This window comes from Vibrio sp. 10N.261.55.A7, from assembly GCF_002877365.1.
Lineage (GTDB): Bacteria > Pseudomonadota > Gammaproteobacteria > Enterobacterales > Vibrionaceae > Vibrio.
Map to the genome: position 1 here is coordinate 78,623 of NZ_MCWZ01000003.1, position 23,594 is coordinate 102,216.

The 23,594-nt window shown below is 46.4% G+C and carries 24 protein-coding genes; 9 read left to right on the forward strand and 15 right to left on the reverse strand.

What is annotated here, in order from left to right; translation table 11 throughout:
* Positions 1 to 748: S1 RNA-binding domain-containing protein (locus tag BCU12_RS00695; protein ID WP_133153792.1), on the forward strand; the 748-nt coding region annotated here is incomplete at its 5' end.
* 130 nt (positions 749 to 878) lie between these two features.
* Here BCU12_RS00695 and BCU12_RS00700 read toward each other — a convergent pair.
* A complete protein-coding gene (locus tag BCU12_RS00700) occupies positions 879 to 1,349 on the reverse strand; it encodes an ATP-dependent Lon protease (protein WP_102402488.1) in 471 nt (156 codons plus the stop codon).
* 135 nt (positions 1,350 to 1,484) lie between these two features.
* Positions 1,485 to 2,252 carry a pimeloyl-ACP methyl ester esterase BioH gene (gene bioH, locus BCU12_RS00705; RefSeq protein ID WP_102402489.1) on the reverse strand — a complete coding sequence of 256 codons (768 nt, stop codon included), beginning with the start codon at positions 2,250 to 2,252 and terminating at the stop codon, positions 1,485 to 1,487.
* 114 nt (positions 2,253 to 2,366) lie between these two features.
* Here bioH and BCU12_RS00710 point away from each other — a divergent pair, with 114 nt between their 5' ends.
* From BCU12_RS00710 to cysQ, 4 genes are all read left to right on the forward strand, one after another.
* Entirely contained in the window at positions 2,367 to 3,068 is a 702-nt protein-coding gene (locus tag BCU12_RS00710) for a phosphoribosyltransferase family protein (RefSeq protein ID WP_241909710.1), read from the forward strand.
* A 92-nt stretch (positions 3,069 to 3,160) separates the two neighbouring features.
* The gene (gene nfuA, locus BCU12_RS00715) at positions 3,161 to 3,748 is read left to right on the forward strand and encodes a Fe-S biogenesis protein NfuA (protein WP_102402490.1); all 588 of its coding nucleotides are present in this window, start codon (positions 3,161 to 3,163) and stop codon (positions 3,746 to 3,748) included.
* Between the two features lie 187 nt (positions 3,749 to 3,935).
* Complete coding sequence (gene nudE, locus BCU12_RS00720) at positions 3,936 to 4,484, forward strand: ADP compounds hydrolase NudE (RefSeq protein ID WP_102402491.1); 549 nt, start codon at positions 3,936 to 3,938, stop codon at positions 4,482 to 4,484.
* Between the two features lie 25 nt (positions 4,485 to 4,509).
* On the forward strand, positions 4,510 to 5,346 hold the full coding sequence (gene cysQ, locus BCU12_RS00725; protein WP_102402492.1) for a 3'(2'),5'-bisphosphate nucleotidase CysQ: 837 nt from the start codon (positions 4,510 to 4,512) through the stop codon (positions 5,344 to 5,346).
* A gap of 144 nt (positions 5,347 to 5,490) precedes the next feature.
* On the opposite strand, the gene BCU12_RS00730 is transcribed toward cysQ, so the two are convergent.
* Genes BCU12_RS00730 through gspC form a run of 12 tightly spaced genes read right to left on the reverse strand, consistent with a single transcriptional unit; the run spans position 5,491 to position 16,836 of the window.
* The gene (locus tag BCU12_RS00730; RefSeq protein WP_102402493.1) at positions 5,491 to 6,273 is read right to left on the reverse strand and encodes a type II secretion system protein N; all 783 of its coding nucleotides are present in this window, start codon (positions 6,271 to 6,273) and stop codon (positions 5,491 to 5,493) included.
* Positions 6,273 to 6,770: a type II secretion system protein M gene (locus BCU12_RS00735; RefSeq protein WP_102402494.1), complete on the reverse strand. Its 498-nt coding sequence runs from the start codon at positions 6,768 to 6,770 to the stop codon at positions 6,273 to 6,275. The genes BCU12_RS00730 and BCU12_RS00735 overlap by 1 nt, the downstream gene beginning before the upstream one ends.
* A gap of 5 nt (positions 6,771 to 6,775) precedes the next feature.
* Positions 6,776 to 7,987: a type II secretion system protein GspL gene (gene gspL / locus BCU12_RS00740; protein WP_102402495.1), complete on the reverse strand. Its 1,212-nt coding sequence runs from the start codon at positions 7,985 to 7,987 to the stop codon at positions 6,776 to 6,778.
* Positions 7,956 to 8,978, reverse strand: a complete 1,023-nt coding sequence (gene gspK / locus BCU12_RS00745; protein WP_102402496.1) for a type II secretion system minor pseudopilin GspK — start codon at positions 8,976 to 8,978, stop codon at positions 7,956 to 7,958. The genes gspL and gspK overlap by 32 nt, the downstream gene beginning before the upstream one ends.
* Positions 8,968 to 9,678, reverse strand: coding sequence for a type II secretion system minor pseudopilin GspJ (gene gspJ / locus BCU12_RS00750; protein WP_102402497.1), 711 nt, complete (start codon positions 9,676 to 9,678; stop codon positions 8,968 to 8,970). Before gspJ ends, gspK begins: the two co-directional genes overlap by 11 nt.
* Positions 9,665 to 10,060 carry a type II secretion system minor pseudopilin GspI gene (gene gspI / locus BCU12_RS00755; RefSeq protein WP_241909711.1) on the reverse strand — a complete coding sequence of 132 codons (396 nt, stop codon included), beginning with the start codon at positions 10,058 to 10,060 and terminating at the stop codon, positions 9,665 to 9,667. Before gspI ends, gspJ begins: the two co-directional genes overlap by 14 nt.
* A complete protein-coding gene (locus tag BCU12_RS00760; protein WP_102402499.1) occupies positions 10,053 to 10,643 on the reverse strand; it encodes a GspH/FimT family pseudopilin in 591 nt (196 codons plus the stop codon). Before BCU12_RS00760 ends, gspI begins: the two co-directional genes overlap by 8 nt.
* A 50-nt stretch (positions 10,644 to 10,693) precedes the next feature.
* Complete coding sequence (gspG, locus tag BCU12_RS00765; protein WP_102402500.1) at positions 10,694 to 11,137, reverse strand: type II secretion system major pseudopilin GspG; 444 nt, start codon at positions 11,135 to 11,137, stop codon at positions 10,694 to 10,696.
* A gap of 36 nt (positions 11,138 to 11,173) precedes the next feature.
* Positions 11,174 to 12,397 carry a type II secretion system inner membrane protein GspF gene (gene gspF / locus BCU12_RS00770; RefSeq protein ID WP_102402501.1) on the reverse strand — a complete coding sequence of 408 codons (1,224 nt, stop codon included), beginning with the start codon at positions 12,395 to 12,397 and terminating at the stop codon, positions 11,174 to 11,176.
* Positions 12,397 to 13,890 carry a type II secretion system ATPase GspE gene (gspE, locus tag BCU12_RS00775; protein WP_102402502.1) on the reverse strand — a complete coding sequence of 498 codons (1,494 nt, stop codon included), beginning with the start codon at positions 13,888 to 13,890 and terminating at the stop codon, positions 12,397 to 12,399. The genes gspF and gspE overlap by 1 nt, the downstream gene beginning before the upstream one ends.
* Positions 13,887 to 15,935, reverse strand: coding sequence for a type II secretion system secretin GspD (gene gspD, locus BCU12_RS00780; RefSeq protein WP_102402503.1), 2,049 nt, complete (start codon positions 15,933 to 15,935; stop codon positions 13,887 to 13,889). The genes gspE and gspD overlap by 4 nt, the downstream gene beginning before the upstream one ends.
* 37 nt (positions 15,936 to 15,972) lie before the next feature.
* A complete protein-coding gene (gspC, locus tag BCU12_RS00785; protein ID WP_198599211.1) occupies positions 15,973 to 16,836 on the reverse strand; it encodes a type II secretion system protein GspC in 864 nt (287 codons plus the stop codon).
* Between the two features lie 336 nt (positions 16,837 to 17,172).
* Here gspC and hslR point away from each other — a divergent pair, with 336 nt between their 5' ends.
* The 4 genes from hslR (at position 17,173) to BCU12_RS00805 (ending at position 22,542) form a co-directional block, all read left to right on the forward strand.
* The gene (gene hslR / locus BCU12_RS00790) at positions 17,173 to 17,559 is read left to right on the forward strand and encodes a ribosome-associated heat shock protein Hsp15 (protein WP_102402505.1); all 387 of its coding nucleotides are present in this window, start codon (positions 17,173 to 17,175) and stop codon (positions 17,557 to 17,559) included.
* A 15-nt stretch (positions 17,560 to 17,574) separates the two neighbouring features.
* Positions 17,575 to 18,450 carry an Hsp33 family molecular chaperone HslO gene (gene hslO / locus BCU12_RS00795; RefSeq protein WP_102402506.1) on the forward strand — a complete coding sequence of 292 codons (876 nt, stop codon included), beginning with the start codon at positions 17,575 to 17,577 and terminating at the stop codon, positions 18,448 to 18,450.
* Between the two features lie 336 nt (positions 18,451 to 18,786).
* Positions 18,787 to 20,415 carry a phosphoenolpyruvate carboxykinase (ATP) gene (gene pckA / locus BCU12_RS00800; RefSeq protein WP_102402507.1) on the forward strand — a complete coding sequence of 543 codons (1,629 nt, stop codon included), beginning with the start codon at positions 18,787 to 18,789 and terminating at the stop codon, positions 20,413 to 20,415.
* Positions 20,416 to 20,568: 153 nt separating this feature from the next.
* Positions 20,569 to 22,542 (forward strand): AsmA family protein, encoded by a 1,974-nt coding sequence (locus BCU12_RS00805; RefSeq protein WP_102402508.1) that lies wholly within the window; start codon positions 20,569 to 20,571, stop codon positions 22,540 to 22,542.
* A 37-nt stretch (positions 22,543 to 22,579) separates the two neighbouring features.
* Here BCU12_RS00805 and BCU12_RS00810 read toward each other — a convergent pair whose 3' ends face one another.
* Positions 22,580 to 23,497: a bifunctional GNAT family N-acetyltransferase/hotdog fold thioesterase gene (locus BCU12_RS00810; RefSeq protein WP_102402509.1), complete on the reverse strand. Its 918-nt coding sequence runs from the start codon at positions 23,495 to 23,497 to the stop codon at positions 22,580 to 22,582.
* Between the last annotated feature and the right edge of the window lie 97 nt (positions 23,498 to 23,594).

Below are 23,594 nucleotides of genomic sequence, written 5' to 3' on the forward strand. Positions count from 1 at the left end.
GACACTGAAAAAAGTCGCTCGCCTTGGACCAAAAGCGTTTGAACAGTGTGCTGGTTTCCTGAGAATTATGGATGGTAAGAATCCACTCGACGCCTCTGCCGTTCACCCTGAAGCCTACCCAGTTGTTAAAGCGATTTCAGATAAGAACAATACTGCGGTCAAAGCGCTGATTGGCAACAGTGAGTTTCTTGGCAATCTTCGAGCGGTTGATTACACCAATGATAGCTTCGGTGTACCAACGGTGACTGACATCATCAAAGAGTTGGATAAACCTGGGCGCGATCCAAGACCTGAATTCAAAACGGCCAGCTTTGCTGAAGGGGTAACGAAAGTTTCTGATCTTGAGGTTGGCATGGTACTCGAAGGCGTTGTCTCTAACGTGGCGAACTTCGGTGCGTTTGTGGACATTGGTGTTCACCAAGACGGTCTTGTGCATATATCTGCGCTGACCGACCGCTATGTGGCCGATCCTCGTGATGTGGTGAAAGCGGGTGACATTGTGAAGGTCAAGGTAATGGAAGTCGATGAGCAGCGAAAACGTATCGCTCTCTCGATGCGACTCAATGATGAACCAGGCCAAGATAATCGTTCTCAACGTGCCAATTCTGGTTCGAGTGCTCGCTCACCAAAGCAAGGCCAAACCCACAACCGCCATTCGTCTAGACAACCATCTAGGCAGCAGAACGATGCGTCTGGTGGTGCGATGGGTGGCGCATTTGCGGCCGCGTTTGCTAAAGCAAAAAAATAGCCCCTATCGCGGCTTGAAGAACGGTTCAATGAATTCGTTCAGAGGCATTCTGGATAAAAAAATACCCACTAAATAGTGGGTATTTTTATCCGTAGCGATAAACAGGTGAGTACAAAAAAAGTACGCCTGCTTACAACACCGCTATAACTTCAGACGGTACGTTAGGGGCAACCGCATGTCCGTAATGATATTTTATTACAGTACGCCGTTTTTCCATCTGTCCCTCAGTTATCGCTGCATCAACAATGTGCTTAGGTAATCTAAACCGCATTGCATAGCCTGTGCCTTGCTTTTTACTGTAAGTATCCAGAGCAATGAGCCTAAAAAGTCGCTCTAAGACGCTTTTCGGTTCTTCACTCTGTGCTTCTGCAACGTCGCTTTCGTCATCCATATCATAATCAGGATGCTCTGACGGATCCCATGAGGGTCGCCTTCGCCGTTTATCGTCCGCCTTTAACTTACGCTCAGCATTTGACTTTACTAACTCTGCGGTCGGTACAACAGGCTCACGAATCTTGTTATCTCTCGCGGCTTGCTCCGTTTGCACATTAACCGATGGGGCGATAAGTGGCACACTAACGTTAGTCGGTGACACGATCATAGCCAATTACCTCCTTGGCATCGCCCAACCCGATAATGCTCGTTTGTATTATCAGCTCTATTGGGTTAAATACCTTATCGGCTAGCGTGGTTAAAAATTTAGCAACTTATGCATTTTTTTCGCTAAAAACGACAATTATTTGTCTACAAATTCGACAATTTGATGACAGAAAGCATCCAGCTCTGTCATGAAAGGCGCGTGAGACGACTGACTAAAAACGTATTGTTCACTGTCTGGAACATGGGTATCCATATCACTGGCGACTTTGATAGGAACCAAGCCATCAAGGCGTCCGTATAGCCTAAGCATCGGCACAGAGAGAGAGCCAAGGTAGGGACGCAAATCAACGTCAGCCAGCATCTCTAGCCCTGCCAAGAGTGACTGTGGATTGGGAGAAGGGCGAGACAACACCGCTTTTTTCAATTGTTTGACATCTTGCCTTGCCGACGGGCTGCCCATCGCTTGCAATGCCATAAAGCGTTCGATGGTCGTCTGAAAATCATCGACCAACTGCTCGGTAAAGGCATCCAGCACCTTAGGCTGAATTCCTCGCCAAGGTCGAGACGCGGCGAACTTAGGAGAACTGGCGACGGTAATCAACTTACTGACGCGCTCACTATGGTGCAGCGCAATGTGTGTCGCCACCAAACCACCTAAAGACCACCCCAGCCAAATCGCCTGTTTTGGCGACTCTGGCAGTAAACTCTGTGCGATCTCTTCTAAGCTTGATGCATGCAAATGGGCACTGTGTCCGTAGCCAGGTAAATCCACCACGTGCACTCGGTAACGCTGGTTAAGCACTTGTACCGTTTGATCCCAGACGGCACCATTCATCCCCCAACCATGCAGCAACACAAGATCGTCGCCTTGTCCGCTAACCTGCCAATGCAAAGCTTTATCCATGATCACACTTTCTCCTACTTTTAACAGTCACCGCCAAATTCCAGATTGGCCGACACTAAAGATATCTCTCTTAAAATTCTGGCGTCTATGTTATCTGATTGACTTCAAAAAACCATGCGTGTGGGTCTCGGCAGTTATTGCAATTTATGTCACTTACCCATCGACTTTCGGCACTCAAGTATTATCGACATTCCCAACACGCTGTGGTGCCACAGCTGTCTCTCACTATTTTCGCCTTCGCCGCGCTGCCAACGTTGTGGCTTACCCACTTTGACCATGACCAAGCAATGTGGACAATGCCTTACCCACCCACCGCTATGGTCCAAGTTAACTTGCGTTGGGGGCTATCAGCCGCCTCTCTCTCATTACATTCAACGCTTTAAGTATCAGCAACAGTTCTGGCTAGCCAAACCGCTGAGCTCTCTACTCTATCAACGTATTGATGAAGCGCCCGAATTGATCACCAGTGTGCCCCTGCATTGGCAACGACACCTCAGTCGAGGATTCAACCAAAGTCATTTGCTCGCCAAGCAGCTAGGCAACATGCTCAATATTCCAATTTCAAGCCAGCTATTTTCCAGAATCACGAACACCCCACAGCAAAAAGGGCTAGATAAACATCAGAGACAGCAGAACCTTCGACACGCCTTTCGCCTCAACAAAGCCCCTAAACAGAAACACATTGCGATTGTTGACGATGTCGTAACCACAGGCAGTACGACCCATCATTTATGCAAATTACTGCTTGATGCAGGGGTTGAAACCATTGATATTTATTGTATCTGCCTCACTCCTGAATCCCATAACTCGATTTAAAGCGTACAGATTTCGTTTTTAGATCTAGAAATTAGATTTTTCAGGAGTAGAATGGCGTTTAAATAGCCTACAAAATTACTCAGGTATTTGTCGTGTCAAACACTATTACTATTACAGAAACTGCGCAAACACACTTCGGTGGCTTACTGAGCCAGCAACCCGAAGGTACAAACATTCGCGTATTTGTTGTTAACCCAGGAACTCAAAATGCAGAGTGTGGCGTTTCTTACTGCCCACCAGAAGCGGTTGAAGCATCAGATACTGAGTTAAAATTTGAACTCTTCTCTGCGTTCATCGATGAGCTAAGCTTACCGTTTCTAGAAGATGCGGAAGTGGATTTCGTTACCGACAAGATGGGCTCTCAACTGACCCTGAAAGCGCCAAACGCAAAAATGCGTAAAGTGGCTGATGATGCGTCACTGATTGAACGTGTTGAATACGCGATTCAAACGCAAGTGAACCCACAGCTTGCAGGTCACGGTGGCCATGTAAGCCTGGTTGAAATCACGGAAGAAGGCGCTGCTATTGTTGCCTTTGGTGGCGGTTGTAACGGCTGTTCAATGGTTGATGTCACGCTAAAAGAAGGCATCGAAAAAGAGCTCCTTCAGCAATTTGAAGGTGAGCTAACCGCAGTACGTGATGCCACTGAGCATGACCGTGGTGAGCACTCTTACTACTAAACACCCATTAGATTTACTATCAGCCGATGTTTTTACATCGGCTTTTTTGTCTTAACTTCAATAATTTGACTTACATCCAAACGAACGCTTTTCAACGTACCCTGTTATTTCATATATTAGAGGCTGTTTCATTGATGCCGTCACTACACTTAAGTTAGTCCAAGTAATCTAAACCGGAGCGCGTACCATGACCAAGATGATCCCACCCACCATTCTCGCAGTACGCTCGGTTGCTCAATCTAAACTGTTTACTATCGAGTCTATGGATCTGCGTTTCAGTAACGGCGAATTACGCACTTATGAACGCATGAAGCCCAGCGGTCGCCATGCGGTAATGATGGTGCCAATCACTGAACAAGGTGACATGCTACTGGTTCGCGAATATGCAGCAGGAACAGAGCGTTACGAACTAGGATTTCCGAAAGGGTTGATTGATCCCGGCGAAACGCCTGAACAAGCCGCGAATAGAGAGCTCAAAGAAGAGATCGGATTTGGTGCCAATTCCCTATCGCCTCTCAAACAACTGGTACTCGCTCCCTCTTATTTTTCGAGCCAAATGACCCTATTTGTTGCACAGGATCTATACTCAGAGAAACTAGAGGGTGATGAGCCAGAACCTCTAGAGGTGGTACGTTGGCCGCTCGCTCAAGCTGAAGAGCTCGTGACGCATATGGATTTCAGTGAAGCGCGCAGCATCACGGCCTTATTACTTGCTCTCAAGCACTTAAAAAAATAATAACAACAGAGTCTTAGGAAATATTATGTCTACTGAAAAAGACTTATCTCATCATTTGCCTTCTGTGATTGAGGTGGCACGCTCAGCGGGTCAACTCATCCTCGATATCTACGAAACCAAACAGTACGAAGCGTTTGTCAAAAGTGACGAAACACCGGTGACCAGTGCTGACATTGCGGCGCATAAGCTCATCATGCAGAAACTGACCGAATTGACGCCAGACATTCCGGTACTTTCTGAAGAAGACGCGGATATTAGCTTAACCAAGCGTGCAGAGTGGGAACGCTACTGGTTAGTTGATCCGCTCGATGGCACGCAAGAGTTCATTGCTCGCAGTGGTGACTTCGCCACCATTATTGCCCTAATCGAGAACAATCGCCCAGTAATGGGGGTGTGTTATGCGCCCGTTTCCGGTGTGACCTATTATGCGTATCACGGCAAAGGCGCATGGAAGATCCCGGAAATGAGTGATGCAGAGCATGTGCCCATCAATACCCATAAGCATGAACAAGGGCAAAAGCAATCTATTGGGATTGCGATTAGCCGAAGACAAGACATCAATCGCATCACAGGCCGAATGAGCAGTGCGTGGAACTACGACTTGGTTCCGCTTGGATCTGCTGCTCTTAAGGCCTGCCTTGTCGCAGAGGGCGCGGTGGATTGCTATTTAAGACTAGGCCCAACGGGTGAGTGGGATACCGCCGCGACCCAGTGCATTGTCGAAGAAGCGGGCGGACGAATCCTGAGTACGCACTTAGAACCGCTCTCTTATAACGAACGTGAAACGCTAGAAAATCCTAACTTTATCGTGCTTGGCGATGAAGCTCTCCCTTGGGATGAAATACTGAAGGTCAAAGACTAGATACGTTTTATCCGTCTTTGACTCACCAAGCGAGTACGAAAAAAGCGAGCCTCTAAATATAGAAGTTCGCTTTTTTTTGCGGTCTTAAGCTGAATGTTTTCTTTTGCTAAAAGCCAACTTTATCGAATGTTGGCCTAAATGAAACTAGAGCGTACCATTGAAACTCAGCGGATAACGACCTTGATTATCTGGGCTTCCCAACCATTTCAGTTGAGCCGATAAAGTCGATGGAAATTCCGCTTCTGGTTTAAACCAACCCTTCGATTGATAGGTAAATTGATTGCCGTTGACGGCCAAAGTCGCATCAAATTGCGCACTCACCTGTTCACTTACCTGCTCCCCCTTTGCCGAAACAAGATTGTCTTCACAGGTAATATTCACCACCACAGGGCCTAAATCTAAATCAGCAATGGGCGTCATCGCCTTATTACCGCTCCAGACTACTGCTCCAACGCCTTGGTAACAACGAGGGATCGGTTGATCGAACTCATTCACCAACAACTGCTCAATCGACAGCTCTACCTGTCCTTCTAAATCCAACGGCAATGGTAACGCCAATTGATCAACTGCAAATTGTGCAGGAAGCGACGCAATCGTCTTCTTCACATACGCACCCGAGAAGCCATACCCAATAATGCCGTGGCCTCTTAGCCCCATCGTGCTGCCTTGGCCAAATCTCACTTCAGCTTGAGCCTTTCCAGAGAGAAGTGATAGTGCGTGAAAATCCCACTGCAGTTGCCCCAAAGAGGCACCCTGCCAGCTGACTTGTTGAGCGCTGCCTTGCCATAAAGAGCCTTGAACATGGTCGATAGAAAGGCCTCTTGGCACTGGAACATATTGCATGACAAACCGTGCTGGCATGTGCGCCACAATGCTAGCGATAAAGGTGAATACGATAAGCACAGAAACCAATAGGATACGTTTCATTAACCACCTCGCTTAAACTGTAAACGCTTGATTTCGACAATACCCGGACGCTCTGCGCCCTCAACATCTAAGTATTCAACATCAATGCCTTGTTGCTCTTTAAGGTAAGTAATCCAGCTAATAAACTGATTAAACTCCAATGGTTGAACCCATACTTGATACATCTCATCGCGCGGTTGGATCCGAATCAGCTCAACCTTAAATCGTTTCGCGGAAGATGAAATAACCTGATTCAAGGGCTGAGCAGTAGAGGCCAAACCGCTTTTCGCCCTCAATTGTACAATCTCATCGGCTTTATTCTTCACCCAACCCAATAACTGCTTTTCGCTGTTAATTCGGTTCTTTGCTTGCGTGCTGCGCTGGTTCATCGGTTCAATGATGCCCCAGTAACCCATACCGACCATTAACAATAGCGAGCCGATCATTACTAATCGTTGCTCTCTCAGACTGATGCTTTGCCACCAAAGCTTAAATGACGTGACGAGTTTTTCCATCATCAATCTCACTCTCTCTTCAATACAAAGCTGCCATTCACCCACTCTCCAGAGCGGCTTAGCTGGCCTTGTTCAACGTCGAAATTCTCAGCAAACTTGACCCTCACTTGCTCAAAACTTTGAAAATCTTTACTGCGTGCCTGAATGCGAATTTCTTCTCGGTTACCATCGTATCGAATGCTGATTAGAGCCATCGTATTATTCGCTTTCAATGACTCTGGAATTTTCATCATCCATTCCAACATGGGGTATCCCGCTCCGCCGCCTGACAAGCGATTCGCTTCATCACTCATTTGACGTTTCAAATAACTTACAGTAGGGATACGGGTTTTGCCTGGTAGCGCCTCCCGAAAGATCCGTTCACTCTCCGCGCGATAAGCTTTGGCTTGCGCTTCATTACTATTGACCTGTAACCAGAATTGCCCTGCAATAACGACAAACAGAACCACCGCGGCGATGGCTGATTTCTTCCAAATTGACCAGTACTTCAGCATGGAGGAGCTTGGCTTAAAGTTACCTGTCAGCAAGTTCACTTTACTCGCAATCGCGCCCTCGGTGAGCAACTGCATCACCAAGGGAGCATCCGTGTGTTTCCAATCTTGATCTGGCTCTAATGCCAATTCAGGCAGAGCACTGTAGGCTGTAAGTGATAAGTAATCATCCCCTGCTTTCACCCAGCTGGATGCCCGAAATAACGCCAACCATTGTGACTCTACACAAACGCCTAAATACTCACCTTTTCTCACTAACCACTGCTCACCCAGGCTCACCGCTGTAAGTTGATCGCTGTTTGGTAATGCTAGAACGTCTGGCAATACCTTGTTAACATTGATATTTAACTCGCGTAACTCTTGAAGGCAAAAGGATAGCCAGTGTCTATCGACCGCCGCTATCATCGCTTTCTTGCTGCTTTTATCCAGCAGTGAAAAGTGCAGCTCATCCACATCTTGTGCGATGTCATCTTCAACGAGGTACGGCAACATCGACTCAAGTTGTCGAGATGACCCTGCCGGTAAATCGACTTCAGACAGCACCACATCGCTGCTTGATAGCAGAACGATCACTTGTCTCTGATGCGCATAACTTGTTAACTCAGATAAATTTGTCCAGTCATGAACTTCACCACTGGCGATGACTTCATTCTGGGCTGAAGACCAAACCAGCCATTGGATCTGTGCTTGTTTATCGCTACTCAGTCGAACTGTCAGAAACTCGCTCACTGATCCCTCCAAAGCGACGGCGAACTACCGTTGCTGTTTCTCTATTATCACTAAATAGCAGACTCCGAATTCGAACTCGAGAGCCGTTCACTAAAACCTGTGCGTCCAATTCAAAATAGGCACTATCCACCGTTAAGTAGGCCTTCGCTTCATTTCGGACATTTTCTTCAATCACGCTGATCGTATTTTCTGCCATAAAGTCATCGATTGACGACCAACCATCAAACGGTCGAGACTCTATCAATGACATCGCATTTTGTTCACTAAGATGAGGCTGAAATAACGCCACCAGCAACGCCACTTTATCGGTGTCGAGGGTATTAATATTCAATCGCCAGTCATCACTTGGCAAAGCACACACGTAGGGGGCGACCTTTTGCATCACCTCACCGGAGACCTGTTGTATGGCACGCAGTTCACTGATGTCGGCTATTCTGCCGTTTGCTGCCATATACGCAGGAGAAAGGGCTTCATAAAAGCTATCTCCGGCCCCACTAGAAGACTGCATCGAATTCTCTTTACTAATGTAATCCCATGTCGAGTCAGCAACCACTTCAGCCTGATAGCTCTCAACCTCTAACTCTTCGAGTAAAGTTTGCCAATAGCTCACCAAATAAGGTTTGCTTGATTGAGACGAGTCATTTTTCACTTGTGCGAACACATTAAGATTAAAACACGCTTGTTTATCAACAACTCGACCATTCAACGTTCCGTAATCGAGTGGATAGGTTTGCTCTTCAAGTGCCCAAGGTTGCGACAGATTAATGGTGTCACTGTCTTGATAGCTTTGTTCGATCGCGACTTTAGCCAATGCTTCGACACCCATGCTGTACCAGTAAGCCTGCTGATAACTCAATTGGTTACTGCCCCTCTTGAACTGAGTGAACAACCGGCTAGACATGGTCGCGGCAATCGACACCATCACGGCTAACATCATTAAAACAACGATTAACGCCACGCCTCGTTGTCGGTTTCTCACTTTAGTGGTCATTATTGAACTCTCCACCACTAGAAGAAGAGCTTCCACTTCCATTTGAATCATTCGTTGGCGCAGGTACGCCACCTGCTACTAAGTAGATTCGCTCAATGTGGCCATAATCCGTCAATTCAAGATCCAACGCGATGGCTTGGGGCAACACTTGTGTGACTTCCCACTCTTCTAACCATGCACCTTGATAGTAAAAACGTAAATTGAACGACTCGACACCACTTAACAGCGGAGTAACGATGGCTTGCTGCCCAGCAGGCGTATCGGGATACCGCCACCACACTCGCTCTAATGTAGACTCTTTGATTCGATAGCCGACTTTAACAACCTCACCGCGCGGAAATTGTTGTTGTGGGTTGTGCCAACCGAGTCGAGTAAATAGCACGCCTTTGCTATCCGATTCGATTAGATAGTCTTTCCATAGCAACACCAGTTCAGCTTCTTGATCCGAACTCTGCTCACCATCGGTTCGAAATGGACGTGCGGCCATTTGACGAAAATCACTGTCCATAACAACGAGACTACGCTGCAATTCCTTTAAGCGATCGCCTCGTTCTAGCGAAAGCGCGTTACTCATGCGGATCTGGTCAACAACCTGATAAGCACTGACACTGAGCGCGGCAAAGATAGCCATTGCAATCAGCACTTCTATCAGAGTGAAGCCACGGCCTTTGCTTATAAAGCGTCGATTATTGCGACACATAGCTTCTCACCGTTACGATCGCGCTTCCCTTTTCCGTCAATCCGGCACTGACATCAAATGCTTTAAGCAAACCGTCAGAGGTCTCGATTGGTGTTACCTGCCAATACCATTTTCGACCCGCTAACTCTTCACTTCCTTTCTTCTCACTTAACGCTTGAGGGGCAAGCATGACCTTGGCCATTTGATTGTCGACCACCATTGCAGCAAACGTTCTTTCCTCTAGGTGAGAGAGAGTATTAATATGTTGACCAACCGAACGAATGACGGAGATGGCTGCCGTCGCAAATATCGCGAGGGCAATTAACACCTCAAGCAGGGTCATGCCTCGATTTTTTCTATGTCTTTTTGTCAAAACCGGAAGAAAGAGACATGAATTACTCATCTTCTTGCTCCCCCGGAGACAACAATAGAATCTGGCCATTCTCTTTTGCAACGACTCGCCAACTGTCTTGCTTGGCATCTTTATTCTGCGGATAAATAGCCATGGATACTGGCGTTACCTCTCCATTCGAAAAGATAAAAATCTGCGGAGGCAATGGTTTTTTATCGTCTTCAAGATCAGCAAACATATCTTCATCAAAAAGCGGACCTGGTTTAAAGAGGCGGTCTTCATCATTCCAAATATCGCCACCGAGCGTCATCTGAATCGCCACGCCTTCTTCACCTAAATCTGTTTGCTCTGGAATCGTTTCAAACCTCATGGTTTTCCACTCTCCATCTTCTATCCCCATCCAAATATAGCGAGAGCGTGCTTCTTCGATTCTCAATCCAAAATCTTTGCCGCTTAATATCGCCTCATCGTTAAGGAGTTGAAGCCGTTGAAAAAGCGCTTGAGCCTGCTCTTTCGCTGAGTCATCAGTGTTGTTCGGTAAAACAGAAAGCGTTATCACAACACCCACAGAGATAACCACCAGAACCAGTAGGATTTCTAGTAATGTGAAGCCCTGTTGTTTAGGTTTTAGCATGCTGTGACAACTCTTTGCTTTAGGTTTCGATTGCGGTTACGCAAACTTGTCTACTGGAAGTCTTGTAGATTCCAGTTACCGATGTCGGCGTTCACACCCTCACCGCCTTCTTGGCCATCGGCACCAAGCGTAAAGATATCCATCACACCGTGCTCACCTGGATTTAGGTATTGGTAATCGTTACCCCAAGGGTCTTGAGGTAATCGAGTGACGTAACCGTTCTCTGGGTAGTTACGTGGCTCTGGATTATTCGGTTTTGTCACTAGCGCCTCTAGGCCTTGATCTGTCGTCGGAAAGGTATTGTGGTTAAGGCGATATTTCATCAACTCACTTTCCAAAGCAGCAATATCAATCACGGCCTTTTTCTGATCGGCTTGGTCTTTACTGCCTATCAAGTTAGGTACAACAAAGCTTGCCAACAAGCCAAGGATAACGACAACGACCATAACCTCTAATAGGGTGAAGCCTGACTGTTTGTTCATTTTATGTCTCATTTTTTCTCCAAAATCATTTGAGGCAAACTGGCGGTCTTATCGACTCATCAAGTTATTCATTTCTAAGATAGGCATTAGGGTGGCCATAACGATAAACAACACCATTCCTGCCATTAACGCAATCAACATCGGTGTGAATATACCTAAAGCGATGTTAACCGTAGATTCAAATTGGTTATCTTGGTTGTCAGCGGCTCGCGTGAGCATATTTTCAAGCTGACCACTTTGCTCCCCACTCGCGATCATGTGCAACATCATCGGTGGAAACAGTTTGGTTTGATCGAGCGCTTTTCTTATGCTGGATCCCTCTCGAACATTATCCGTTGCCAAAATGACCTGCTGTTTGATGTATTGATTCGTCATGACATCAATCGCGACTTTCATACCTTCTAGAATGGGGATTGCACTAGAGGTACAAATGGATAAGGTTCGCGCAAATCGAGCGGTATTAAGACCTCTGACTATTTTCCCAATTAGAGGCAGTGATAATAAAGTCCTGTCCCAGCGCAGACGAATATCCGGCTTGGTGAGTAACCATTTGATCACGGATATAACTAGAACAGTCACAATGAGCAACACCAGCCCCCACTGCTGCACAAAATTACTTAAGGCCAGCAGTATCTGAGTAGACTGAGGCAGGTCTTGAGCCATTTGAACAAACTGGTCAATGATCTTGGGTACGACAGCCGCCAACAAAAAAGCCACGATGCTAATCGCAAACACCACCAATACAATTGGGTAAATCATGGCTTGAAGCAACTTCGAGCGCATTTTTTCACGATTTTCTGCGTAATCCGCTAATCGCTCTAATACCGCATCGAGATGACCCGACTTTTCACCCGCGGCCACCATGGAACGGAACAGATCGTCAAAGACATGCGAATAATCCGCTAAGCTGTCCGCAAGTGTGTAACCTTCGGTCACTTTCGAGCGAATGGCAGCAAGCATCGTTCGTATGCGCGGCTTTTCTGATTGCTCAGAGACAGCTTTGAGGCACTCTTCGAGAGGCATCCCCGACTGGACCAAGGTAGACAGCTGACGAGTAATAAGCGCAAGCTCTGGTGTACTCAAGCCTCGTTTAAAGTTGATGCCACCTTGCGTCGATTGAGCCTTATTCTTAGCACGGGTTTCCGTCACCTCAATAGGCACCAAACCTTGCTCTTTTAGTCGAGAACGAACCTGACGTGCGTTATCGCCATCAATGACGCCTTTCTTCTGTCGGCCATTCGCATTCAGTGCTTTATATTCAAACGATGCCATTAGGTTTCCTTGGTCACTCGCATTACCTCTTCAATAGAGGTGACGCCTAGACGAACCTTAGATAAGCCATCACTTCGAATGCTTGGGGTTTTCTGACGAATCGCTTTTTCGAGGGCTTGCTCGCCGGCTTCACTATGAATAAGCGATTGAACCGTATCATCGACCAGCAGAAGTTCATGAATACCAGTACGACCTCGGTACCCTTTGTGATTACAAGACTCGCAACCCGATGCTTTGTACAAGATCAACTCTTCATCTTCAGGGGCACCAAACAGCGCTTTTTGCTCGGGCAATGCTTGATAAGGCTGCTTACAATCGGTGCATAGGGTACGCACTAATCGTTGCGCCAGCACACCAAGCAATGACGATGAAATCAAGAAGGGCTCGATACCCATGTCGCGTAGACGAGTGATCGCGCCCACTGCGGTGTTGGTGTGTAAGGTAGACATCACCAGGTGACCCGTTAAAGAAGCTTGCACGCCAATTTGCGCCGTCTCTAAATCACGAATCTCACCCACCATCACGACATCGGGATCTTGACGTAATATCGCCCTTAGACCGCGAGCAAAGGTCATATCGACCTTAGAGTTAACTTGAGTTTGCCCAATGCCATCGATATCAAATTCAATCGGGTCTTCTACCGTCAGAATATTTCTCTCGTTACTGTTGAGCTCTTGCAAACCGGCATATAGTGTCGTGGATTTACCCGATCCCGTCGGGCCTGTCACCAAGATAATGCCATGTGGACGTTGAATGAGTATTTGGAAGTTATCGTGATTGTGCCTTGTCATACCTAAACTGTGTAAGTCTAGACGCGTCGCATTCTTATCAAGCAGACGCATTACGACACGTTCACCGTGCGATGAAGGCATCGTCGAGACACGAACATCAACAGCACGACCACCAATTCTAAGCGAAATTCGTCCATCTTGCGGGACACGCTTTTCCGCAATATCGAGCTTTGCCATGACCTTTACGCGAGAGACAAGCAGAGGAGCTAGCTTACGGCTAGGAGCGAGTACATCCCTCAATACACCATCGACACGGAAACGGATTGATAGCGATTTTTCGAAGGTCTCGATGTGAATGTCAGAGGCCCCTTCCTTAATCGCTTCACCTAGCATGGCGTTAATCAACTTGATGATGGGTGCATCATCTTCGGCTTCTAACAAATCTTCGTCTTGAGGCAGCTCTTCTGCTAACGAGAAGAAATCATCGTTATCCGCACCAATATCTTCCATCAACTGACGCGCTTCAGAGGAGTCGCGTTGGTACACTTCCGTCAGCTTGCTATCAAACTCTTCGACTGTTTGCTCAATGGTTTGAAACGCTGTTTTGGCAACACGCTTCACTTCAACTAACGCCTCGATAGCAAGCGGAGCCACATAGAACAGTGTGCTGCCTTGATCACTATGCTCTAAAACAAGCTTAAATCGATTGGCAAAGCTAAAGGGCAATCGAGAAAGTGGACGATTGTCTATTTGCTCGTTCATTTCACGACGTCCATCTGGTCAATGAAGGCTTGAATCTCAGCAGGGTGACGAATGTCTTGGCCAAACTCTGGCAACACTGGAATGTTGCTGTCTTCCATGAGTTTTAAACCTTGATCCGCTTTGAACAATTGCTCTGCGCGAATGAAATTGTATTTACGTTGAGTAATACCATCCGCGGTTATGCCTTCACGAATGATGGTCGGTTTAATGAAGACCATTAAGTTCTTCTTCTCGACTTGCGTACTGGTTGATTTAAACAAGTGACCTAAATACGGAATATCGCCCAGTAATGGAATTTTAGATTCGCTTTCAAGGGCACGCTCATCAATCAAACCACCCAAAACAATCATTTGGCCATCTTCAACCATGACGGATGTATTTAACTGACGCTTGGCAAAACGCACGTCTACAGCACCTTGAGCCCCGAGTACGTTTGACACTTCTTGTTCAATATCGAGTTGAACCGAGTTGCCTTCGTTGATCTGAGGAACGACCTTCAGCTTAATACCCACCTCTTTACGATCGACCGTTTGGAACGGGTTTTCGTTGTTTGAGCCAGACGTTGAGCCGGTAATGACTGGGACTTCTTCACCAACAATGAATGAGGCTTCACCATTGTCCATGACAGTAATGCTTGGCGACGAAAGAATATTGGAGTTGGAATCAGTAGAAACCGCGCTGATCAGTGCTGTCCAGTCCCCCATGGCAATGCTCACTGCTGCGCCATTAACGCCTGAAAGTGCCGCTGCTAAGGAAGAGTAGTCGCCCTCTTTTTCCGTTTCTCGCGATTCCCATTTGTTCTCAGAGGAGTTCCAATAACTTTCTGTGCTGGTCGTGTCTTTCGCTTCTTCAAGACCAATCATCACATTACCAATAGACGCACCGGTATTGCCATACTGAACAACCGCACCTGTTTCCAAGTTGCCCCATTGGACACCCAAGTTAATGCCATCGCCTTCTGACATTTCGACAATCAGCGCTTCGATTAAAACCTGCGCGCGACGAATATCAAGCTGCGCCACCACATCTTGAATCGCATTCATAATATCAGGCGGCGCCGTCACAACGAGCGAATTGGTGCCAGTGTGAGCAGAAATAACCACTTCACTTCGATTATTGCTTCCTGAAGCCCCCTGCTTAGCGACTTGTTTTTCCGCCTGTAAATTATCAGACACCCCTTTAAGGACATCAACCAAATCATCGGCTTTCGCATACTTAAGGTAAATAACCTGGTTGTTACCCTTAGACTTCATTTCAATATCCAGTTGCTGGATTAAACGCTTCAGTCTTGCTCGAACTTTTGGATCGCCAGAAATGAGAATAGAGTTTGTGCGATCGTCAGCGACAAGCTTAGGTTGTAAGAAAGCAGGGGTATTTTTTGCATCGGTCGTTTTATTCAATGCTTCTACAATACGCGCCATCTCTGCAGCGGAAGCATTCCTTAGCTCTATCACCTCGATTTCCTTATCACCGGCTTGGTCAACGCGTTTGATAATTTCTGCTAATCGATTAACAACGGCAGCACGACCCGTAATCAGTATGATATTGGCTGGGTCATAATGAACGACGTTACCGGCACCAGCGTTGTCATTTAACTGGCGAAGTAAAGGGGATAATTCTCGTACAGAGACGTTTCTAACAGCCACTACGCGAGTGATAACGCTGTCGCCTTGCGCACTGTCATCACTCACGACTGGGATTGCCGATGTCTTTGCGTCCTTCGATTTCACGACTTTGAGTACGCCGTTATCCATCTCTATGACGGCGAAACCATAGACTTCAAGCACGTTCAAGAAGAAACTGTAATACTGCTCAGAGGTTAGCATGTCGTAACTACGTACATCGACTTTGCCACGAACAGAAGGATCAACAATGATGGTTTTCTCTAGGTTTCGGCCAACGATGTTAATGAATTCTTGAATGTCTGTGCCTTTAAAGCTGGCACTGAAATCATTGGCAACCGCCGTAGTAGGCGCAACCAATAAACTTCCTGCTAATAAGCTTCCTGCTAATAGACAAGCACTTTTATTTAACCAATGCTTCACTTTTTACTCCTCATACCAACGCGCGATCGCATCAGCATTAAAATTCAATATTAATGTCATGATTCTGACCATCTCGCTCAACGGTAAGATTGAGTTCACTAAGTTCAGAGATGGTTTTAAAGATTGTGCTCATGGCTTCGGGATCGGTCAGGTCTAGTCCGTTCAGTTGAGTCGCAATATCACCACTTTCTAACCCAAAAAAACTAAATAGCTCGGGTTCTTTGCCAGGCGTCACTCGATAGCCGAGTACGTTACCGTCTCGCTTGACTTGAGACATTCTGACGTACTGAAAAATTTTCTGCGGATCTTCCGCTATCTCAGCACGTATGGATTCTAATTGGGCGACACGATCGGATGCGTTGCTGTTCGCAACATTATTGCCTTGAGAGTTTTGGACAGGCTTAATATAAGGGGTATCAGCGGATTGATTGCTGTAGTCAATACCCACCAACATTAAGGTTTCGTCACGACCAGAGTTATCAATAATGACTCGATCGCTAAACACCGCTTTTAATTGAGCACGAGTGCCCTCTATCTGCTCATTAATACCATAGGTAGATTGGCTGCCACGATTGGCGATGACCGCTAAGCTCTTATTATCATCGCTACTTGCAACGACACCGACAAGAGAGAGATTCAAACGCGTTTTGGGCGCATCTTGCACCACTGGCTTCTCAATTTTTTTAGCACCTTGCTGGTAGACACCAAAAAGATGGCTATTTTTAAGTGAAGAAGTATCCAATGCGGACTGGGCTTGATTTTGGCTACTTACCACTTGTGCACGCCAAGGCGTGACTGTTTCTTCTGGACTTAGCGTTAACCAAAATAGTTTCCCTAATACCCACGCGGAAACCATCAACAGAGTAATGCAGCATAATAAGCTTAAACGCTGCTGTAGCATTACCGATTGACCAGAAAACCTCTGTGCCCAAGCATTTGAAGCTATAATTTGAGAGAAATGGTTCTGCTTCACCCCAAAATATCCTTATATCTTTCCATCAAAATCCCATTTTAGAGGAGTATGATTCATGTTACTGATCATACAGTTATAACTCTTCAATATACCATAGCGTTTTCAAGCAATAGCAAATCCATATGAAAATTTACTGTTTACCTTGAAAAAATGGAATCATAACACCATTGTTTACTCAGATTTAGTGATCCCTGCTGCTATTCGGTGACCGCAAACGTTATATAGATATCAATACGTAAAAGCAATTAGAGGTGTTTTTTTCCTATGAGTTCCAACTCAACCACAATAAGACTGGATAAATGGTTATGGGCTGCACGTTTTTATAAAACGCGTTCCATTGCCCGTAACATGATTGATGGCGGAAAAGTTCACTATAATGGCCAGCGCAGCAAACCGAGTAAGTTAGTAGAACTTGATGCGATCATTACTTTGAAGCAAGGGAATGAAGAGAAAACCATCAAGATTGAAAAGCTTTCAGACCAACGGCGCGGCGCGCCAGAAGCGCAACTGCTCTATACTGAAACAGCAGAAAGTATCACCAAGCGCGAAGCTCACGCTGAACAACGTCGACTTCACGCGCACAATCCTAGCCCTGATCGACGCCCTGATAAAAAACAGCGCCGAGACATTATTAAATTTAAACATCAATAAGCTGGAGCTCCCTAGATGGCAAGCAATGTATTGAACCGCTACCTTTTTGAAGATTTGTCTGTACGCGGTGAGTTGGTACAAGTGGATGAAGCGTACCAACAAATGATTTCTAGCAAGGAATACCCGTTAGCCGTACAAAAGCTGCTGGGTGAGCTACTGGTCTCGACAACGCTATTGACGGCAACACTTAAGTTTGAAGGCTCAATTACCATGCAGCTTCAAGGTGATGGCCCGGTTTCACTGGTGGTGATCAATGGCGACCACGATCAAAAGATCCGTGGTGTGGCACGCTACAAAGGCGACATTGACCCTCAAGCAAGCCTGCACGAACTGATCGGTAAAGGCCACTTGGTTATCACTATTGAGCCTAAAAAGGGTGAACGTTACCAAGGTGTCGTGGGTCTCGAGGGTGACAACTTAGCTGAGATTATTGAAGGCTACTTCGAACGCTCGGAGCAACTGAAAACTCGATTATGGATTCGCACTGGCGAACTAGACGGTAAGCCTCATGCTGCGGGCATGCTTCTTCAAGTGATGCCTGATGGTACCGGTTCAGAAAATGACTTTGAACATCTAGAGCAGTTAACGGATACCGTGAAAGATGAAGAGCTGTTTTCTTTAGAGGCGAACGATCTTCTCTACCGTCTTTACAATCAAGAAAAAGTACAGCTATTTACGCCACAACCTGTTGTGTTTAAATGCAGCTGTTCAAGAGAGCGAAGCGGCGCTGCAATCATCACCGTCAGTCAGGAAGAAGTGGCGGATATCATCGCAACAGAAGGGGCAGTCTCTCTGCACTGTGATTACTGTGGTACGACCTACTCATTTGATGAAGCACAGGTTAGTGAACTCTTTATCGAAGCAAATTCAGGCAATAGCACGCTTCATTAATTTGCACAAAACAACAAGCTCTTAACATCTTTAAAAAAGCCAGCGCCCTACTGGCTTTTTTTGTGACTCAGCCCCTATAAAACAAGGCCTAAAGCCATGAAATAGGTCACTTAATTTCTTGATCTTAATAATAGTTTTGATCTAGCGCAAAGGTTTGCTTACAGGATAAAATGACTTCAACTCATTATGTGATCGTACACATAAACCTTGTGGAAATTGTGGGTATTTTTTGAGCCATATCCCTGTTTTCTGCAACCCCCGTTGATAGCATGATGAGCAAATAAAAAATAATAATATGTCAAATCCCTACAAAAACTATCCTCACAAGGAGCACCTATGACCGTTATGGAACATACAAAGGCTGCACAAATCGATCTAACAAAGCATGGAATCACCGGCGCAACTGAGGTTCTTCGCAACCCAAGTTACGATCAGTTATTCGAAGAGGAAACCCGTTCAAGTTTAGAAGGCTATGAGAAAGGCGTAGTGACTGAACTTGGTGCTGTTGCTGTTGATACTGGTATTTTTACTGGTCGCTCTCCAAAAGATAAATACATCGTCAAAGACGCAACCACAGAAGAGCATATGTGGTGGACATCTGACGCGGTTAAGAATGATAACAAGGCGATCGATCAAGCCGTGTGGAATGACCTCAAGCAACTTGTGACAAATCAACTGTCAGGTAAGCGCCTATTTGTGATCGACGGTTACTGTGGTGCTAACCCTGATACTCGCTTAAGCATTCGTGTGATCACCGAAGTCGCATGGCAAGCTCACTTCGTGAAAAATATGTTCATTCGTCCAACCGAAGAAGAGCTGACAAGCTTTGAGCCTGACTTTGTCGTAATGAACGGTGCTAAGTGTACAAACCAGAAGTGGGAAGAGCATGGTCTGAACTCTGAAAACTTCACCGTATTTAACCTGACTGAGCGCATGCAACTGATCGGTGGCACTTGGTACGGTGGTGAGATGAAGAAAGGTATGTTCGCCATGATGAACTACTTCTTGCCGCTGAAAGACATTGCGTCTATGCACTGTAGCGCTAACGTCGGCGAAAAAGGCGATGTTGCCGTGTTCTTTGGTCTATCTGGAACAGGGAAAACAACCCTATCTACCGACCCTAAACGTGCTCTGATCGGTGATGATGAGCATGGTTGGGACGATGATGGTGTCTTCAACTTCGAGGGTGGTTGTTACGCAAAAACCATCAAGTTGTCTAAAGAAGCAGAGCCAGACATCTACAATGCGATCCGTCGCGACGCATTACTCGAAAACGTGACAGTGAGAAACGACGGCTCTATCGACTTTGATGATAACTCAAAGACTGAAAACACGCGTGTTTCTTACCCAATCCACCACATTGATAATATCGTTAAGCCTGTATCTAAGGGCGGCCACGCGAACAAAGTGATCTTCCTATCCGCAGATGCGTTTGGTGTACTTCCTCCCGTCTCTAAACTGACGCCAGAACAAACCAAATACCACTTCTTGTCTGGTTTCACAGCAAAACTCGCCGGTACTGAGCGTGGTATCACTGAGCCAACGCCAACATTCTCAGCGTGTTTCGGTGCGGCATTCCTAACGCTTCACCCAACCAAATACGCAGAGGTACTGGTGAAACGTATGGAAGCGGCTGGCGCAGAAGCCTACCTTGTGAACACGGGTTGGAATGGCAGTGGCAAACGTGTCTCAATTCAAGATACGCGCGGCATTATCGACGCCATCCTTGATGGTTCTATCGAGAAAGCAGAAACCACCTCAATTCCAGTGTTTAACTTAGAAGTCCCAACGTCACTCCCTGGTGTTGATCCTTCTATCCTTGACCCTCGTGATACCTACACCGACCCACTACAGTGGGAAAGTAAGGCACACGATCTCGCAGAGCGCTTTATCAATAACTTTGATAAGTACACCGATAATAGCGAAGGGAAATCACTGGTTGCTGCGGGTCCACAACTGGACTGATCATCGCACACTAGAGAAAAACCTCAGTTAAAGCTGATATCTTAGTTACAAGCCCCTAAATTTAGGGGCTTTTCTATTGATGCGAACACGCTTTTGTACCAATCTATAGATTCTTGGCTAGCGCCTCTGCATTCAATATTGGACTAAGTCTTAATGAAGAAGCTACTGATTGTTCCGTTAATCCTCACTCTCATCCTAGCTTCATTGATCGCTTCACTTTACGCAATTTCACAAACGCGCTACTCCACCCCATTAGGAAACTACCTATTAAACAACAGTGCCATCAACCGTCTGATCAATGGACATGTTCACGTTGAGAAATTCACCTTCAACGCGCCTTTTCACCTATCTTTAGAAGGTGTCCAATATCAATCAAACCAAGATCTGACACCAGCACAACAGGATAACGAGACTGAAGGGCTCTATATTCCCAAGGTTGAGCTCTGGCTGAACCAGGGGCTTTATCAAGATGGAAAATGGCTGGTCGACAGCTTGCTTATCGATAGCCTGAGTTTGCAAGAACTCTCTCCTTCCTTCGATTGGCAGGAGAGAATCTCGATTCACCAAATTGCGCTTAACAACTTCGATCTATCCACCGATAGCATCGTCGCGCGCGGTATCAACATCCAAATCAAAGAGCCTCTATGGCAAAATGAAACTCAACTGATTCCATTTGGTAACATTCAGCTCAGTGCTGCGCAGCTTTATTATCAAGGTGAAGCTCTCGATAACTTACTGGTCGATGCCAACTATAAAAAGAAAGACAGTACTATTTTTGGGGCATCCTTCGAGTGGCGTGGTGCGGACATCTCAGGGCAAGCTGAACAATATGATCACGGTTGGTCTCTGATTAATGTCACACTTAACAAGCTGGACCTCAATGACAGAGAGACCATAGAGTCATTAGCCAAAGACTGGAACCCTGTTTTAAGCAAAGTTTCCCATATCAACAGTCTCGATATTCTAAACAGTCACTTTTCAATCGGTGAATTTCAAGCGACCAGCCTCGACGCCTCAATGGAGAATATCGCTTTATATTCTGAGCCTTCAGATTTGCAGCAGCACTGGCTATGGCGACAAAAGGACTCATACCTTTCATTCAATGCGGAAAGTGTGAACATCTTAGATCAGCAATTTGTATCGCCAATCGCTAAGTTGCAGCTAACACCACACAACATAACCGTGACCGAATTAGACAGTGATTATCTTCAAGGCCGAGTTCAGATGTCTGGTCATATCACCCCAACGTCCACACAACTGAATTGGCTAAGAGCCTCTGGCGTAAAGCTCACAGAGAGCCCACAAGAGACACTGGCACTGCTTTCGCGCTTTATCGACACTCAAGATGCCATCAGTATTAAGCAGCTCGACATACTCCGTAGCCAAGTAATACAGATAGAGCGCCCTCCCTTCTGGCAGCTCTCGGGCGTCAATATTTCAGGCAGTAACCTAGAGCTCAAGCGCAATCAAACACTGGGCTTATGGAATGGTGAGATAGAACTGTCTGCCAATAGCCTGAGCTTTGATGATGTCATTGCCACCCAAGCGGTCATAAATAGTCATGCTAGCGATGGAACATGGGAGTTAGAGCGCCTATTTGTGCCGTTGGAGCACGGTTATTTGGATGCGTCTGGATTTTGGCAACTGGGCAGTTTGAGCCGTCCATGGCAATTGGTTGCACACGGCGACGGGCTACCACTTAGCATGATCAATAAGCTCACGAACCTGCCCATTCAATTTGAAGGCTTAATGGAATTTGAAGTGAGTGCTATGGGGCTATCAGGGAATCAAGAGATGCTTGCACACTCCCTAGACGGCACACTGCAAGCCAATACTCGAGACGCCGATTTCACCTACTCCAAGCCTAATGGCTACGGCAGTGCGCAAATACAAACCCAGGTGATCCCTTTCTCTCTCAATAGCCTAGAAGTTCATTCAGACAGAGGCCGAATGACGGTAACGAAAGGCAAGCTAGAATCCCCCGATATGACTGGTGTGATACAAGGTGATATTGATTTAGTGGTGGCAGAAGAAGGGGAACTGACGCTTACTACAGAATTAGAATGCCAACAGTTGGTCGTTGATCTACTCAAAGGCAGCGTAACATCACATCACCACTGCCCTTAATTTTCTCAGGTTAGAACTCCGTTTGAGGGGAGCGAGTCTATACCGACAGCTCCGACTGATAGTTCGGCAACAGCATATAGGTTCCCGTAAACTCAACCGCGGGTTTATCCCCACTGTAAATCGTCACGTTAATGGCGATCCTGGCTTTACGCCCTGTCGCTAACCTATCCAGATCGCCACTGATTCCATCTAACGAGGTGCTTGCCACCGGGTTGCTGACGACAGGATGACGATATCGAATTCGACTGTCTGCCAATACAATATCGCCATGTAAGCCACGTTCTTTAAGAAGAAGCCAAGTCATCCCCCACCCCGTTAACGTGGCGAGTGTAAACGCGGAACCCGCAAACATGGTGTTGTGAGGGTTCAAATTAGGGTTAAGCTGAGCGCTACATTCAAACTGATAACCTGTGTATTGGTTAATCTTGATGCCCATCTTGTCACTGATAGGAATTTGGCTTTCCCAACGTTCCTGCAATTCGGTACACCACTCTGGCTTCCTCATGACATCCGCCATTGGGTCAAGCGTCTTCACCATTTGCTGGTGACGTGTCGGACCCCGTTGATCGCTGAGTTCACCGCGGCGCTCAAACTCATTTTTTTCATAGAAGGCAATCGCATCTTCACGGGCATTACACACCAAGCGCTTGACGCCCTCCTGGCGAGCCAACGACTCTAACGCCACCAGCAACAGCGATCCCATGCCCTTGCTTCTACGATTACTTTTCACTGCCATGTAACGAACCTGACCTTCATCATCAGGCGTAATGTATAAACGGCCAATCGCCATTGGTCGTCCTCGTCCATCGACGATCATTCGGTGGTGGCTGGTAGAATCATATTCATCACGCTCTGAACCCAAAGGCATCTGCCAAGGTTCTCGCAACATTTGCCAGCGAAAGTGATAATACTTATTGAGCTGGTTATCTGTTTTCGGTGTTATTAATTTGAACATTGAACTCTTCCTAGCCTAATTGCGTCTGATTTTTGTATTGTCGCGGTCGTTATTATTTTTTTAGATCCGCTTGTTTATTGTTTCACCACCGCTGTTT